This is a genomic window from Nostoc cf. commune SO-36, assembly GCF_023734775.1.
GTDB classification, from domain to species: Bacteria; Cyanobacteriota; Cyanobacteriia; order Cyanobacteriales; family Nostocaceae; genus Nostoc; species Nostoc commune_A.
Genome location: NZ_AP025732.1, coordinates 3,379,768 through 3,395,492 on the forward strand (window position 1 = coordinate 3,379,768; position 15,725 = coordinate 3,395,492).

The following is a 15,725-nucleotide window of genomic DNA, read 5'->3' on the forward strand; positions in this document are numbered from 1 at the left end:
TGCCCCAGTAAGAATGCTTCCTCTTTTAAAGTGAAATAATATACTTTACGGGCTGCTACGAATCTGTATTTATCCTAAACAAAGATTGCAGTAATCGGGGCACGATTTGATTAACGCGCACCCCTAAAATGGTGAAATCTTGCTTAATCTTTTCTAAAGATAATGGTTCTATACCAGCGAATTCTGTGTCATTAGTCACCAAAACTCGCATTACACTCACAGGTATTTGTAAAAATAGATTGCTGCCTAAAAAGGCTAATCCCGCAAGCACTAGTGCAAGGCTGCGCCATTGTGGGAGAAATTTAGCTGAACTTGCTACTAATGGCGCAATTTGGAAAAGATGCCACAGCACCCAAATTGATAATACTGCTGCCACTAATGCCAGGATACGATTTAACTTTGTATTAATTAAACAGAGAATTTTTCGCTGCCGTTCAGTCAGATTTTCTGGCTTCAGGGCTATTCCTAAAAGAGCAAATATATAAAAAGGGCGACGCAACTGCATCCATAGCAGGGGAAGAACACCAATGGCGGCAACTAAAGATAGCTCCATCCAGACTGGCAAAAACGGTTCGCCTACAGACAGAAAAAATAAGCAAAGTACTAAAAAAATAGGCAACGTCGCCAATCCAGCGACGTGAATCCACAAAATAGGTTCAGAACGAAATGAATGCATAATAAAAAGTTATGAGTTAAGAGTTAGGAGTTAAGAATTAGCAGCCTTTAACTCCTAACTCCTAATTTATTACTCCTAACTTCTAACCATTTTACCCTTAACACTATCTCGTTAAGGTGAGAGTGCGGCGCTTCGTAACCATCTGATAGGATTCGATGATGTCACCTTCAACCCAATCATTGAATTTATCCATGCCGACACCGCATTCATAACCGGCGTTGACCTCACGGGCATCTTCTTTCATCCGTTTTAGGGAGTCAAGGACACCTTCAAAGATCACCTTACCGTTGCGTCGTACTCTGACTTTGCAGTTGCGGACTAGCTTGCCAGATTGAACGTAGCAACCGGCAACCGCGCCACGACCGACTGGGAAGACGGCACGTACTTCGGTTTGACCCAAGGGTTCTTCCACCAACTCTGGTTCCAAAAGACCTTCCAAGGCATCTTGGATATCTTCTAGGAGTTTGTAGATGACATTGTATTCCCGGACATCTACACCTGCTTCATCGGCGGCTTGTCTAGCACCACTGGCAAAGGTGGTATTGAAGCCGATAATTACAGCGTTACTGGCAGCTGCTAAATCGATATCTGTCTCGGTGATTTCCCCAGCCGTAGCCAACAACATCCGAATTTGGACTTCGTTTTGCGGGATTTCCTTGAGCGCTCCCACAATGGCTTCCACCGAACCTTGTACGTCTCCTTTCAAGATCAAGTTGAGTTCTTTCAACTCGCCTTCTTGTGCTTGAGCCGACAGAGTTGTCAGGGTAACACGTCCCTGTAACAAGCGGGATAGGCGTTGTCTGTCTGCGCGATCGCTAGCAAGGGATCTGGCTTCTTTTTCATTATGGAAGACCTCGAACTCGTCGCCGGCTGCTGGCACAGCACTTAAACCTAGTACCTCGACAGCAAAGGAAGGAGAAGCAATATCTACTCTCTTACTTCTGTCATCCACCATCGCCCGGACTTTACCGAAGGCCGAGCCAGCTACCAAGATATCTCCCACATGCAGGGTGCCATTCTGAATTAGCAGGGTAGCAACTGCTCCCTTGGCTTTATCCAGATGTGCTTCAATGACAGTTCCTTTGGCGGTACGATCGGGGTTGGCAGATAGTTCTGCAACCTCTGCTACTAAGAGAATCATCTCTAAGAGCGTATCCAGATTTTCACCTCTGATAGCGCTGACGGGAACCATGATTGTCTCACCACCCCAGTCTTCTGCGGTCAGACCATACTGGGTCAACTCTTGTTTCACCCGCTCTGGCTGTGCCCCTTCTTTGTCAATTTTGTTGATTGCAACAACAATTGGCACTCCCGCAGCTTGGGCGTGGCTAATAGCTTCAATAGTTTGGGGACGGACACCATCATCAGCAGCCACTACTAACACGGCAATATCTGTTACCCTAGCTCCTCGTGCCCGCATAGCTGTAAAGGCTTCGTGACCAGGAGTATCCAAGAAGACTATCTGCTGAGGTTTGCCCTCATGTTCCAAATCTACATGGTATGCACCAATGTGCTGAGTGATACCGCCAGCTTCGCCAGCAGCCACTTTGGTTTTGCGGATTGAGTCGAGCAGGGTTGTTTTACCGTGGTCTACGTGACCCATAATTGTCACGACTGGCGGACGGCGGTGGAGATATTCTTGGTCTTCTGCGCCGACCATTTCCGTGATTTTCCGAGCTTCTGCTTCTCGTTCGACGGTTTCAACTTCTATTTCTAGTTCTTTCCTACCAGCGTAATTGTGGGAATATCTAGATTTTGAGTGATACTCACCGCCATACCTTTCAGGAACAGGATTTTGACAATCTCTGTATCAGGAACGGCTAAAACGTCAGATAGTTCTTGCACAGTTAACGGCCCTGGGATCGTCACTTTTTCGGGCGATCGCGCTTTGTCTCGGCTCTTGGCGACGGTTTGGTGATGGTCGCGCCCCGAAGACTTAGAACCAGACCTGGAACCAGATTTTCTTCCTCTTGTAGTTGGGGCGCTAGCAAGGGTTGCACCTGGCATCTGTACAGGTCGAGTCGCTTTCGGTTTGGGAGGGCGAGCGATGGAAAGGCTAACTTGGACGGTGGCTGGTGAATCGATATCGTCATCATCAAGCAAATCTTCTTCAAACTCATCATCAAGTATGGGTTTGATTCGCTTGCCTTTGACCCCAGCTTTTGCCTTCTCTTTAACTTCGTCAATGATTTCCTCTTCTACCCACTTTTTACCGCCTTTGGTTGGCCGAGGCGGACTGGGGCGTTTCAAATCGAGGAGATCAGGCGGTGTGACTGGTTCATCACCCAATCCTTGAGATTTGCCCGCTATGCCTGACATCTGTCTGGGTGGAGTAGCGATCGGCATTGCGGCTGCTACAGATTCACCTGGACGTGCTGGTCTGGGTCGTTGTCCCTCTCCCAGTTGTGATGGTGCAGATGGTCTATTGCCCCTCTGCTCTGGTCTGCTGGGTGCAGGGGTAGGACGACTTGTCCTTTGTGGCGCACCTGGTGCGGATTGGTCTGTTGGCAGTTTAGCGACTCTCGGCTTAATTTGCTCGCGATCGCCTTCTGCGGGTCGTTGCTGCCGTTGGTCGCGTTTGAGAATCGGTTTATCAGCCTGAGATACCGGCTGTTCATCTACCACCTGGGCCACTTCTGCCTCAGGCCTGGCTGGAGGAGCAACTAGTTGTGGTTTGATCGGTTTTTCCGATTTCGGTCTGGGTGAAACTGTTTTTTCCGGTTTTTGGGATGCTATTTTTTCCGGTGCTGGATTTGGATTAGGCGTTTGTTCCAAGTCAGCGATCGGAGGTTGCTCTTGAGTCTCAGATTGAGTCCGGGGCACAGGACGAGTTGGTGCTGCCGGTTTCTGGGGTGAGACTGGTGTAGCGAAAGGCCGTGGAGGAGAGGGAGGATTAGCTTCAGACAAGGCAGCTTGGGTATTGTTAGCAAGTGACGCCTCTGGGGCGTTGGAGGTAGTATTTCTCAATATTTTGGGTTTGCGTATTTCCAAAATTTGCTGTTTGTGGGGTGACAGCAGGTCGGTTACGTCCGCCGTTCGGTGGTGAATTCGGCTTATGGCTGGTTTGTACCTAGTTCCTTTTTGGCTGACACATTCGTAGTTGCTAGCTTTTCTGCTGCCGCCCGGATGTTTTCTGCCTCGGATTCTGAAATCGTGCTGCTATGACTTTTGACCGCAATATCGAGCTGGTCGCAAATTGCTAGTAGCTCTTTGTTATCCAAATTCAATTCCTTTGATAATTCATAAATTCTAACTTTGCCGTTGTTCATCCACTCTTCCCCTTTAATTTACAGTTTTAGCGGATGGTTGCCTGGTTTGCGACATCTCCATCCTTGGATTACTGTTTTTAGACTGCCGTTCAGTTTTTGCCGGTGCCTCCAATCAGGAAAGAGAGATGTTTCGGTTTAATAATGGCATCCCCACCAGGAATGATGGTTGAGGGATACCCATAAAAATTTCTTAAATAAAAGATTTTTATAGGAACCCTTGACGCCGAACTGCGCCTGAGCGCTACCAGGTTGCCATTTTGTAGTTTCTTGTTTTGTTGATTCTGAGTCTTCCACAACACAATCGATTACATCTTGATTCTGGGAATATTGCCTCGCCCCTCCTTATTGGAGAGCCAAATGCCTTTTACACCCATTTACTATTTTGGCACTAACCTTAACCATCAACAGTGAGTGTGATGAAAGCGCGATTTCGGCTTTCGACACAATTTCTCTGGAGATTACGCCACAAAAGTGTTCCAACTAAATTTGGTTTTGGGTATTACTGCCGCATAGGCGTTGCCACAAGCTTTGGTACAGTGTTTCTGGCACTGATGCATGTAGCGATCGCCCTAGTCGATTTTTTTTTTGAGCCGCTTGTAGGCAACTCGTTTCTGGACAAATATAGGCAGAACGCCCCATGCCCTGATCCAATTGTACCTTTCCATCGGGAAAGACGCGGACAATCCGCCAAAACTCATCTTTTGAGCCTACTTTACGGCAACTAATACAGCGCCGATAATTTGGTTTCATCGGTTCTTTGCGATCTCAGCCCAGGATAATGGAAGTAAAAAGAAGTTTATTATTACTATTTTTTACTTATACCAACTAGCTTTTGAGAAAATAATTCTTGAAACTGAGACTACAATCTACAGTATCAAAACTTTACAAAATTAATCAATTATTCATCATCATTATTATCAAAACTATCCTCCTCTTCTAATTCCTCTTGATTTTCATCCTCGAATTCTTCTTCATATTCAAGATCGTCTTCCTCTGACTCCTCTGATTGATATTTTGTTCTGACGGCTGCAAATTTGGCATCCTCTCCTGCAAAGTCATACTTAGCTTTGTCTTTGATGTCAATTTTCCAACCAGTCAGACGGGCTGCTAAACGGACGTTTTGCCCTTCTTTACCTATAGCCAAACTCAATTGATCTTCAGCCACAAGTACATGAGTTTGCCGCGATTCTGGATCCATTAGGCGTACTTCATCTACCCGTGCTGGACTTAAGGCATTAGCGATGTATGTTGCTGGGTCTGGCGACCAGCGAATTACATCTATTTTTTCACCGCGTAATTCGTTGACTACCACTTGAATTCGCGATCCCCTAGCTCCGATACAAGCGCCTACTGGGTCTACATCGCGATCGAGAGTATCTACAGCTATTTTAGTCCGGGGACCGACATAACGGGAGGGAGGGTTTGCCTCCCTCGCTACGGCAACAATCCGTACCACTTCATCTTCGATTTCTGGGACTTCGTTGGCGAAAAGATAAACTACCAAACCAGCATCAGCACGAGTACACAAGCAACTGTGGCCCTCGTTGCTGACCTTGGGAGACTTTTTTCAGATATACCTTGAAGGTGGCATTTGCCCGATAATTATCGTTGGGCAACTGTTCCCGCTTCGGTAATTCGGCTTCTACTTCTGGCTGACCAAAGCCACTGCTAACTGCCAAAACCACTGATTGCCGCTCAAACCGCAGGACTCTTGCTTGGAGAACAGTCCCTTCTAAATCTTGGAACTCTTCTTGCACCATCTGGCGCTGTTGATCCCGTAATTTTTGCGCCAATACTTGCTTAGTTTGCATCGCCGCCATCCGGCCAAATTCTCCTTGGTCGGGGGTAACATCTAACACCACAGAGTCCCCTAACTGCGCTTCGGGAGCGACTTGTTGAACTTCGTCTAGGGAAATTTGGTGGTCTGTATTATCTACTTCTTCAACAATGGTTTTGGTGGAAAGAACGCGAAATCCTTCTCCTTCAATATCGAGTTCTACTTCAAAATTTTCAAAATAATCTTCGTCAAACTGCTTGCGCTCTAAATTTTGGGCGCGGCGGTAACGTTCATAGCCTTTGAGTAGTGCTTCTCTAATCGCTGATTGAACTGCAAGCCGGGGTAAATTCCGTTCGCGACTAATACTTTCAATTAATTCTTTTAATCCAGGTAAAGTAACCATTGACATAAGCAATCTCCTTTAAAAATTAGGGACTAGGGACTGGGCATTGGGCATTGGGCATGGGGCATGGGGCATTGGGCATGGGGCATTGGGTGCAAAGGGAAAAGACTTGCAGCAACTTACCCTCTGCTCCTCTGCTCCTCTGCTCCTCTGCTCCTCTGCTTCTCTGCTTCTCCAATCCCTAGTCCCTAGTCCCTAGCCTCTAACCTCTAGCCTTTAATCACTTGTTTATCGGCGCTCGTCTAGCTGCACCTTAGTAATTAGGGAGCGGGGAATTTCGACTACACGACCTTTTTGGTTTAAGTAGAGTGCTGTCTCATCCCGACGAACTAACTGACCAGTCCATTCTTCTTGTCCGTCGTAGGGGGGCGTTGTGGAGATGATGACAGGAAATCCTTTAAAAGAAATAAACTCCCTGTCTGTTACCAGTTGCCGCGAAATACCAGGACTAGACACTTCCAAGACGTATTTATCTGGAACGATTTCCGCAGCATCTAAGGAGGCTTCTAAAGCACGGCTCATCCTCTCACAATCGTTCAACCCGGTGTCTTGCTCAGGATTGCGAATGTCTACCCGCAACACTGGTGGACTTTGGTTAGTGTGAAAAACCACGCCAACCACTTCCAATCCCAGTTCTTCTGCTACTGGTGTCGCCAAATCAATAATTTGTGGAACTAAAGGATGAGCCATGAGAGAATTCAATAAAAAAAGTGGGTGTCGACCCACTTCCTGCGATAGGTATATCTTCCAAGAAGTCTTGTGACGAACCATAAGATGATTCGCCTAATTCGAGTTTAGCGCATTTCTTTTATAGTCGTGCATTGGGAAGAGGCAGAGGGGCTCTTGGCTGGGAGCAGAGGGGAAAGAGCTAATTATTTTATTCTCCCCCTTGTCCCCTGCCCCCGGCCTCCCCTGTCTGATCTTTTCACTATTGCTGGAACTGATACTTGTGTTCGTAACTGTCTGGTTTGCTCAATAATTTGGTCTATGTCTTCTTGGGACAAACGCTGGACGTAGTTGATTTTGATTTCCTCTAAGAAGTCAAAAAGTAAACTCTGAATTTCTGAGAGTACGTGTTTTTCCTTTATTTGAGATCCTAAGACTTTGCTAAAGGTTTCTACTAGTTGACTAGTGAGTTTTGCACCAACAGGGTCTTCAACAGCAGTAACTAACGTTTTGTAAAGATTAGTTGTGATTTGAGTTGCCAGTTGTTCGCTTAACTGGGTTTGAGCCTGTCCCACGCCAGGGAGATTCTGAAGGTTGCGGTAGACGGGGACTTGATGGAAGACGGTTTCGATGTTGTGGCGCAAAATGGCAACGATCGCAGGTTGAATTTCGGGTAGCACTTGGTAGACAATTGTTTTTACCAAAATGCCTGCGATCGCTTCCACTTCATTCACATTATTAATATCTATGTAGGGACGTAAATTTTCTTGTTGCGAGAGCCAGCGCGTTAACTCACCCTTCTGAATTGAACCCTGAATCTGATTAATTACCCTCACCACTACAATTTCTGTTAGTTCTTCGGCAAAATTGGCGACAATCCCCTGATTAATCTGCTTTCGCACTGGATGCAAATTTAATAACTGCGCTTGATCGAGGCGGACTAGTACAGGTACAATTCTTAACCACCGCCAAAATGGCAGTAGTAAAAATAAATCGTACCAACGCCACAATACTGCTTCAAACCAGCTTAAACCAGGATGTCGGCGTCTAATTAAGAAAGTGCGCCCCAGCAATTCTACGCCAAATAAAATTACAAAGGGTAAGTCAATAATCCAGAAATTATCAACAAATTCGCCATTTTCACCGATTTGGCGGAAGTAGTTAGAGGCAATCAAAGGGCGGATGCTCTGGTTAAAAAAATTAATTTCTTTAACCCAGCCATTTTGTGATAAATGAGGCTGACTCCAAAAAGTGGCAAAGGACTGTTTTGCAGATTCGTTACCGATGTGCGATCGCATCTGCTTTTTGATTTTTTCCAGAGTCCCACTCTTATTCACTCCCGCAAACGGGTTACTGTCAATCATCTCGCTGCTAAGACGACTTATTTGTATTAGCCTGCCATTTACTTGAGGCGACTGTAACCCTGTTTGTCTAACTTCTTCTTCTAATGCGTCTACTGTTTTCAGATAGTTTTCGGTGTCTCGATGGGCTTCAATACCTTTTATTGGGTCATAAATCTTGGTAATTTGGGGAAGTTTTCGCAAGTAGAAATCCCGCCAAGGTACGTAACTTAAATCAAATACAATAAAACCTAAATTTACGGTGGCGGCAATTGCCATAAATCTTTCAAACCAAAGGTTTCGCTGCTTAGAAGATTTTAGATTTTTCATTTTATGTTATATATTATACATTTTTGTGTATAGGCTCTTTTATAGGACTTACGCACGAGTTACGGAATAACGTAGACGCTTCTCTACGAGACGCTACGCGAACGGCTTGCCGCAGGCTACCACAGAGGCGCAGAGGGCACGGAGAAATCAGAGTTTGAGAGATATTTTGCGTAAGTCCTATTTTATTAATTTCCGGTTTTCTCCAAACAATTACAGCAATTTGCAGTTGAGTAGACCGCAGATCACATCTGTGCATCTCCTACTTTAATTTACGCTCCTTGCTCCCTTGGCTCTTTTTCAGGGGGCGTATTCAATTCAAATGATAAGTGCTGTATCTCTGCCAATGTTAAGATACTTCTTTTGATAGATAATAAAAAATTTTTTTTGTGCATCGATTAAGTTTCACAAAAATAAGTCACAAATTATTCAAAAATCATTAAATAATCGCGAAAAAAGTTATTAAACAAACTTAAAATGCAGCTGTTAACCTTTATAATCCTGCTGATTTAACCCAAAGGAGTTTTGAGTATGTGGTGTGGGTTTGGAAAATCAAGCGCAACCTTTGCTGTTACTTGCCTGATAAGTGCTGGCTTAGTAATTGCAGATACTGGTTTCGCAGTCACTCAAAAAAGTTATACGCCCCAGCAATTCCGTGAGGTATTGCGGGGATTAGGCTATAACGTCAAGGTAACAAACACTCCCTTGACGGATGAGGAAACTAAAAAAGCAATTCGTGAATTTCAAACAGGCTATAAGCTAAAACCAGTTGATGGGATAGCAGGGCCAAAAACTCAGGCTTTTGCTGCTAACATCGTTCAAATTCTGCAAACAAATTTGAATGCAGTGGTCAAGCCAAATCCTCCACTTCCGCGCGATCATTTTTATGGTTCTCGGACGGAAGCAGTGGTGAGGGAGTATCAGAAGAAATATCAGTTGCAAGAAACTGGAATTGCTAATTTAGCACTTCGCCAAAAGCTAAATGAAGAAGCAAAGACAGTCTTCAGCCAGCCGACGGCTAAACCGACAGCTAAACCGACAGCTACGCCAACAGCTACACCGACAGCTACGCCAAGAGCTACACCGACAGCGACACCAACAGCTAAACCAACAGCTACACCGACAGCTACGCCAACAGCTAAACCGACAGCTACACCAACAGCTACACCGACAGCTACACCAACAGCTACACCGACAGCTACGCCAACAGCTACACCGACAGCTACGCCAACAGCTACGCCAACAGCTACACCCTAATGATTACAAAAAACTCCTACCTTAAAGCCCTTCAAATCATTTGATTTGGTTCTTCTAAGGGCCTGCCCTTGGGTGTAGGTAGTATTGGACGAAGGTCATTGTAAGGCATAGGAATGTACTGCACACTAGGTCGGCCTCCTTGTGGCTGTGGGTACAAATCCATGAGTTCATAAATAGAATGGGGCAGTCCGACGGTTACGGGCAGCCCCATTTCTGTTGATTCTTCAATAGTGATGGGATAATCGTGGGTAACGCGCCCAGTGGTCAAAGCCTCGATAATCGATTCAATATTTTCTGGCAGAACTTTTTGTTTGGGTATACTGTCTTTAAGCAGAGTTCGCACAAACCGTTGTACCTGCTGTATTGCTTTGCGTGAGAGGTCGGCCATAATTAGGGTTTGGTCATCAATCTCACCGATGGGTTTATCTTCAACTACTTTTAGAATACTGGCTGCGGGATAGTTACCCAATTGGGGATCAACTGGGCCTAAAACAGCGTTAGCATCCATAATAATTTCATCAGAGGCTAGGGCAATCATTGTACCGCCACTCATAGCATAGTGGGGTACAAAAACTGTGACTTTTGCCTGGTGGCGAATTAATGCTCTGGCGATTTGTTCGGTAGCTAAAACCAAACCACCAGGAGTATGCAAAATTAAATCAATCGGCACATCTGAGGGTGTGAGGCGAATTGCTCGCAATATTTGTTCTGAGTCTTCGATAGTAATGTAGCGAGATATGGGAACTCCCAGGAAGCTAATAGACTCTTGACGGTGAATCAGCAAAATTACCCGACTTTTGCGTTCCTGCTGGAATTGTTGTAAAGCACGCAAGCGCCGATATTCTATTTGACGTTTTTGCCAGAGGGGTTGCAAAGAAGTCAGAAGCAGAAAAATCCAGAATAAATCACCAATACCAAAGCCCATAAATATTAATTCTTGTTCAAAAATAACGGTTGCCGTCATTATTGTGACAATTTTTGGGCGATCGCATTTCTATCTGTAGATTTAAAAGTCACTAATTACACTAACCACAAGGAGATGCCAATTCAAGATTATGTTAGCGAGTCCGCATACCCCTGCGGGGAAGCAAGCTATGTACAGCATCTTGTAGAAAGCACCATCACAAATTACGAATTACGTTAGCGTAGCGGTAGCGAGTCTTGCCTACGGCACGCCAAGGGCGATAGCGCAGCGTTAGCGAGTCATCGAGCGTCACGAGCGTCATTACGAATTACGAATTACGAATTATGACCCCCTTCGCCAAATCTTGATTGTGTCGTCATCACCACCACTAACTAGGGTTTGCCCATCGGGACTGAAGGCAACACACCTAACATAGTTGGAATGTCCTGTAAGTGTGCTGATTTCTCTCCCACTGTGTATATGCCACAGTTTGATAGTGTTGTCCCAACTCCCACTAGCAAGAAATTGTCCATCCTGGCTAAATGCGACTGACCAAACTGAATCAGAATGGCCAGTGAGAGTATGAATTTCTCTGCCAGTATTTACGTGCCACAGTTTAATCGTGTTGTCACCACTGCCACTGGCGAGAATTTCCCCATCCTTGCTGAAGGCGACACAGTTGACGAAAAAGGAATGACCTGCAAGTGTATAGATGTTTCTGCCTGTGTATACTTGCCACAGTTTAATGGTGTAATCATTACTGCCACTAGCCACCATCTGTTTATCCTGGCTATTGGTTCCAGACATTTTCGGAGAGTAGGCGACTGACGAAACTGAGTCGGAATGACCAGTGAGAGTTTGGATTTCTATGCCAGTGTGTACCTGCCACACTTTGATTGTGCAATCAGCACTACCGCTAGCCAGAAACTTGCCATCTGGACTCAAGGTAACAGAATTCACCCAGTTGGTATGACCAGCGAGAGTACGAATTTCTCTGCCTGTGTTGATATCCCACAATTTGATTGTGTTATCCCAACTACCACTGGCTAAAATTCCTCGGTTTAGGTCTGTAACTCCCGCAGATTTGCCGGACTCGCCTTGATAAGAAAAGTTGGGAGAGATGGGGCTAAAAGCGACGGAATGAACCATACTGGAATGACTAGAAGACCAACGACCCAGTTGACGCACTAGCTTGCCAGTACTTACTTGCCAAAGTTTGATAGTCTTGTCATTACTGCCACTTGCAATAAATTGCCCGTCTGGACTAATGGCGATCGCATGAACCATACTAGAATGACCTTTGATGGTCTGTATGCATTGCCAGTTCTGCTGATCTAATACAATCGGTGGAGATGGTTTAGGTCTAGGCGTTATCAGTAAAGTAGGTGATTTTGCTGTTACATCTTTCCCACTATCAGAGCCTAATAAATCTAACCACTCCTGCACAGATTGGGGACGATAGGTTGACTCCAAATCCATGCCGCACATAATAGCCTGATTTACTCTGTTGCTAATGTTGGGATTGAAATATTGTGGTGGTTCTAAATTAATATTGTGGCGTCTATCATCTGCATTTGTTGGTATAACTGCGGTAAGCAAATTGTACAAAGTAGCGGCTAGGGCGTAGATATCAATGTATTCTCCTCTTGGTGCTTCTGATTCATATTGTTCAGGTGGGGCAAAACCAGGAGTACGATACACTGTATGCCTTTGGATCATATTAGGAATAAATTCTCTAGCGATGCCAAAATCTATCAGCACTGCTTCTGATTTATCAATGCGGATCATGATGTTGCGTGGTTTGAGATCCCGATGCAGCAATCCTTTAGAATGGATTAGGGTCAAAGCGTCACCAATTTGCCTAATGTAGAGCAGTGCTTCTGCTTCTGATAGCACCCCTATCCGTCTCACGCGCTGTCCCAAGTCTTCCCCTTCGATATAATCCATCACCATGCAGGGCAAATTTCCCTCATCAAAGATGGTTTCTATCTGTACTATATGAGGATGATGGCACACAGCCAGCCTAACTGCTTCATCACGGAAGTCTTGCCGTAACTTGTTTCGGTGAAGTATCCAAGCGGGGTGATTCAGGATTTCTTCTTTGAGGGTTTTAATCACTCGCTGTTGATTCCGTTGATTTCTGGCAAGATAAGTAATGCCAATTCCGCCTTCACCTAGTTGCCTTTCGATAATGTAGCGTCCCCCGAATAAAGACTTTCCTGCATTCCACACCATTAGTAATATTTGACAATTGCTGGTATTTATTTTGGCACGGTATCAGAACAGCCAACACGAATTTTTGGAAATTCTCTCAGAATCGCTGTTGTATTTTTTTTAAATTTACTTACTTAGATAACATTTTTCTTAACCTCGGTAATTACAAAATAATTAACAGTATCAAGTTGGATATACCTTAATTATTTTAGTTAAACTATGTTTTTACACTAAAATCTCTAGTTGATTCTTCATGCTAGAGTAAACGATGACTTTAGCCATATTTGTTCATAATAATTTGACTTGTAGGTAATCTAAAATTATGCTAAAGAATCTGAATCTGAAACAAAAGTTTACAATTCTGCTATTAGTAATTCTTACATTCGGTTTGAGCTTGAGTGGATTTGCTCTTTCTTCTCTGCTCAGAGAAAATGCTAAACAGGATATTAGCTCAACTGGTCTAATACTCATCCAAACAATGAGTTCTGTTCGGAAATATACTAGTACGCAAGTGAATCCAGAGCTAGTTGATAAATTGGCTACTGAGTTTTTGCCGCAAACTGTGCCTGGATATTCAGCACGAGAGGTATTTGAGATTTTACGGAAAACACCAGAATACCGTGATTTCTTTTATAAAGAAGCAACTCTCAATCCTACAAATCTGCGGGATAAAGCAGACGGTTTTGAGACGGAAATTGTCGAAAGGTTCAGAAATAAATCAGACCTTAAAGAAGTAAGTGGATTTCGCTCAATTCCTGGTGGGGATATCTTTTATATTGCTCGTCCCTTAGCAGTGTCTGAACAAAGTTGTCTGGTCTGTCATAGTGTACCTGAAGCTGCACCTCCAAGCATGATTAGTCTTTATGGTGCAGCTAATGGATTTGGGTGGAAGCTTAATGAAATTGTTGGCGCTCAGATTATATCAGTACCTGCTAATAATGTCATTAGCAAAGCCAATCAGTCTTCCTTAGTAATTATTTTGATTGTATCAACTATATTTATAGCGACTATCCTGTTAGTTAACTTTTTCTTGAATCGACAAGTTGTTATACCTCTCAAGCGTATGACTCGCATAGCCGAAGAAGTTAGTACAGGACACATGGAAGTTGAATTTGAGCTAATGTCTAATGATGAAATCGGTAATTTAGCTAAAGCCTTTAGACGGATGCAGTTAAGTTTAGAAATGGCAATGAAAAGAATCAAACGCACTCATGGAAGTACAGGGGATTCAAATAATTTTTAATTAATTTTTGTCACGGGTATTTAGACCTCGCCAAAAAACTCTCCCATTTTATATACCTCTGTTGACTTAAACCCACATAATTAGTTAAAAGAGTAAAAATCACCCCTAAATTGGTCAGGTCTAAATCTTTATGAAAATAAGCTTTTCTTGAATTCAAAAGCTGCTTGAAAGCTAGGAATTTCCCTAGCGATGAGTTCAATAAATTGGTCAGGTGAAATGTAAGGATTTTGAGATAATATTTCTTCTATAATTAGATTTGCCATTGGGCCGATGTGGTAGGCTAATTCTTGCTGACAACTTTTGATAAATGCTGGTTGGAGAGAAGGTTGTTGTTGCTCGATTCGCCCAATTTGCTGACTAGTAGGTGAATTAGGTAAACTAAAAACTGTTTCTTCAGCTTGGCTGTATGACTGCGATATTCCCGACATAGCCTGAAATTCAGGGTTAAATACCGTGGGAGGCAAATCATCAAGCATTCTTGCAGGAGACATTGCTACTTCTGGTTCTGCAATTGGTTCTCCAATACGTTGTAAATCTGTAAGAACTTCCCTGGCTGCCTGATAGCGCTTGTTGGGCCTATCTGCCAACATATAATCGAGTACTTGAGCAAAGTTATCACTAACATAGGTATAAGAATGCCAGTTCCACTCAAGAGAGTACTGATCCATTAGTAAAGATGGATCTCTACCTGTGAGTAGTACAATCGCTGTTACACCCAAAGCATAAAGGTCACTAGAAGGTGAACATAAACCCAAACTAATCTGCTCGCGAGGAGCGTATCCCACTTTGCCAACGAGAGACATTTTGCCAACAAACGTTACCTGGTGGTTAGAACTTCTTGCCTCGTTCATATCAGCAATTTGCTTGCCGACACCAAAATCAATCAGCACTGGCAGATCGTTGCCATCGGGTAACATAATGTTGTCAGGAGAAATATCTCGATGGATGATGTTGTGCTGGTGGACATATTCTAAAACAGGCAGCAGATTCTTTAGCCACTGTATAACTTCGTCTTCAGAAAAATTCCTTCCTTGACGTTGAAGTTCTCCTAGGAGCCTAGAATATGTCTTACCATCAACATACTCTTGTACTAGGAATAGCCGACCATCTCCTTCAAAGCAAGCCAAAAACTTGGGAATTTGGGGATGTTGCAATTGATGAAGAATTTTTGCCTCTCTTTTAAATAAATTGCGATATTGCTCTAATCCACTTTCTCCTGTGCCAATGGGTGCAAATTCTTTAAGAACACAAGCTTCATTAAACCGACGAGTGTCAAAGGCCAAGTAAGTTCGTCCCAATCCTCCCTGCCCTAGAAGTTTTTGGATAATATAGCGGTTATCGATTAGAGTTCCAGCAGCTATTTCTGGCCTTGTGGTATGGGACTGTGACATCATCATCGCACTCCTAGCGATTTTGTATTGATAAATTATCTAATTTGCTGAAAGTCAGAAACTCTAGCAGATAAGGGCTGATAACATCCTTTAAATTGAGGTTAGCACCACTGTCGAGACAAGGAAACACACTTTTCTACAATTTTTCGATGGTCTTGTGTGACCAAACAGACAATTTTTACCTGAGTAGTTTGATCATACTACTTATACTTACGTATTTTAGCAGCCGCAATATAACCAGTCTCTGCGGTAATCTCT

At 43.9% G+C, this 15,725-nt stretch carries 9 protein-coding genes and 2 pseudogenes; 2 read left to right on the forward strand and 9 right to left on the reverse strand.

Annotated elements, in window-relative coordinates:
• Nucleotides 1–55 precede the first annotated feature (55 nt).
• The 6 genes and pseudogenes from ANSO36C_RS15230 to ANSO36C_RS15255 all read right to left on the reverse strand — a co-directional run bounded on the left by ANSO36C_RS15230 (nucleotide 56) and on the right by ANSO36C_RS15255 (nucleotide 8,461).
• On the reverse strand, nucleotides 56–676 hold the full coding sequence (locus ANSO36C_RS15230) for a low-complexity tail membrane protein (RefSeq protein ID WP_251960203.1): 621 nt from the start codon (nucleotides 674–676) through the stop codon (nucleotides 56–58).
• Between the two features lie 103 nt (nucleotides 677–779).
• A pseudogene (infB, locus tag ANSO36C_RS15235) lies at nucleotides 780–3,945 on the reverse strand (translation initiation factor IF-2).
• Between the two features lie 480 nt (nucleotides 3,946–4,425).
• Complete coding sequence (locus tag ANSO36C_RS15240; protein WP_251960204.1) at nucleotides 4,426–4,695, reverse strand: YlxR family protein; 270 nt, start codon at nucleotides 4,693–4,695, stop codon at nucleotides 4,426–4,428.
• Nucleotides 4,696–4,843: 148 nt separating this feature from the next.
• A pseudogene (gene nusA, locus ANSO36C_RS15245) lies at nucleotides 4,844–6,131 on the reverse strand (transcription termination factor NusA).
• Between the two features lie 222 nt (nucleotides 6,132–6,353).
• Complete coding sequence (rimP, locus tag ANSO36C_RS15250) at nucleotides 6,354–6,815, reverse strand: ribosome maturation factor RimP (protein WP_251960205.1); 462 nt, start codon at nucleotides 6,813–6,815, stop codon at nucleotides 6,354–6,356.
• Between the two features lie 182 nt (nucleotides 6,816–6,997).
• Complete coding sequence (locus tag ANSO36C_RS15255) at nucleotides 6,998–8,461, reverse strand: hypothetical protein (protein WP_251960206.1); 1,464 nt, start codon at nucleotides 8,459–8,461, stop codon at nucleotides 6,998–7,000.
• A 528-nt stretch (nucleotides 8,462–8,989) separates the two neighbouring features.
• Here ANSO36C_RS15255 and ANSO36C_RS15260 point away from each other — a divergent pair.
• Nucleotides 8,990–9,715, forward strand: coding sequence for a peptidoglycan-binding domain-containing protein (locus ANSO36C_RS15260; RefSeq protein ID WP_251960207.1), 726 nt, complete (start codon nucleotides 8,990–8,992; stop codon nucleotides 9,713–9,715).
• Nucleotides 9,716–9,746: 31 nt separating this feature from the next.
• Here ANSO36C_RS15260 and ANSO36C_RS15265 read toward each other — a convergent pair whose 3' ends face one another.
• Together ANSO36C_RS15265 and ANSO36C_RS15270 are read right to left on the reverse strand one after the other, a co-directional pair.
• Nucleotides 9,747–10,640 (reverse strand): SDH family Clp fold serine proteinase, encoded by an 894-nt coding sequence (locus tag ANSO36C_RS15265; RefSeq protein ID WP_251960342.1) that lies wholly within the window; start codon nucleotides 10,638–10,640, stop codon nucleotides 9,747–9,749.
• 321 nt (nucleotides 10,641–10,961) lie between these two features.
• Nucleotides 10,962–12,854, reverse strand: a complete 1,893-nt coding sequence (locus tag ANSO36C_RS15270; protein ID WP_251960208.1) for a serine/threonine-protein kinase — start codon at nucleotides 12,852–12,854, stop codon at nucleotides 10,962–10,964.
• 301 nt (nucleotides 12,855–13,155) lie between these two features.
• On the opposite strand from ANSO36C_RS15270, the gene ANSO36C_RS15275 reads away from it, so the two are divergent.
• Nucleotides 13,156–14,076, forward strand: a complete 921-nt coding sequence (locus ANSO36C_RS15275) for a c-type heme family protein (protein WP_251960209.1) — start codon at nucleotides 13,156–13,158, stop codon at nucleotides 14,074–14,076.
• A gap of 128 nt (nucleotides 14,077–14,204) precedes the next feature.
• Here the strand turns inward: ANSO36C_RS15275 and ANSO36C_RS15280 are convergent, their stop codons facing one another.
• Complete coding sequence (locus ANSO36C_RS15280; protein WP_251960210.1) at nucleotides 14,205–15,467, reverse strand: serine/threonine-protein kinase; 1,263 nt, start codon at nucleotides 15,465–15,467, stop codon at nucleotides 14,205–14,207.
• Nucleotides 15,468–15,725: the final 258 nt, after the last annotated feature.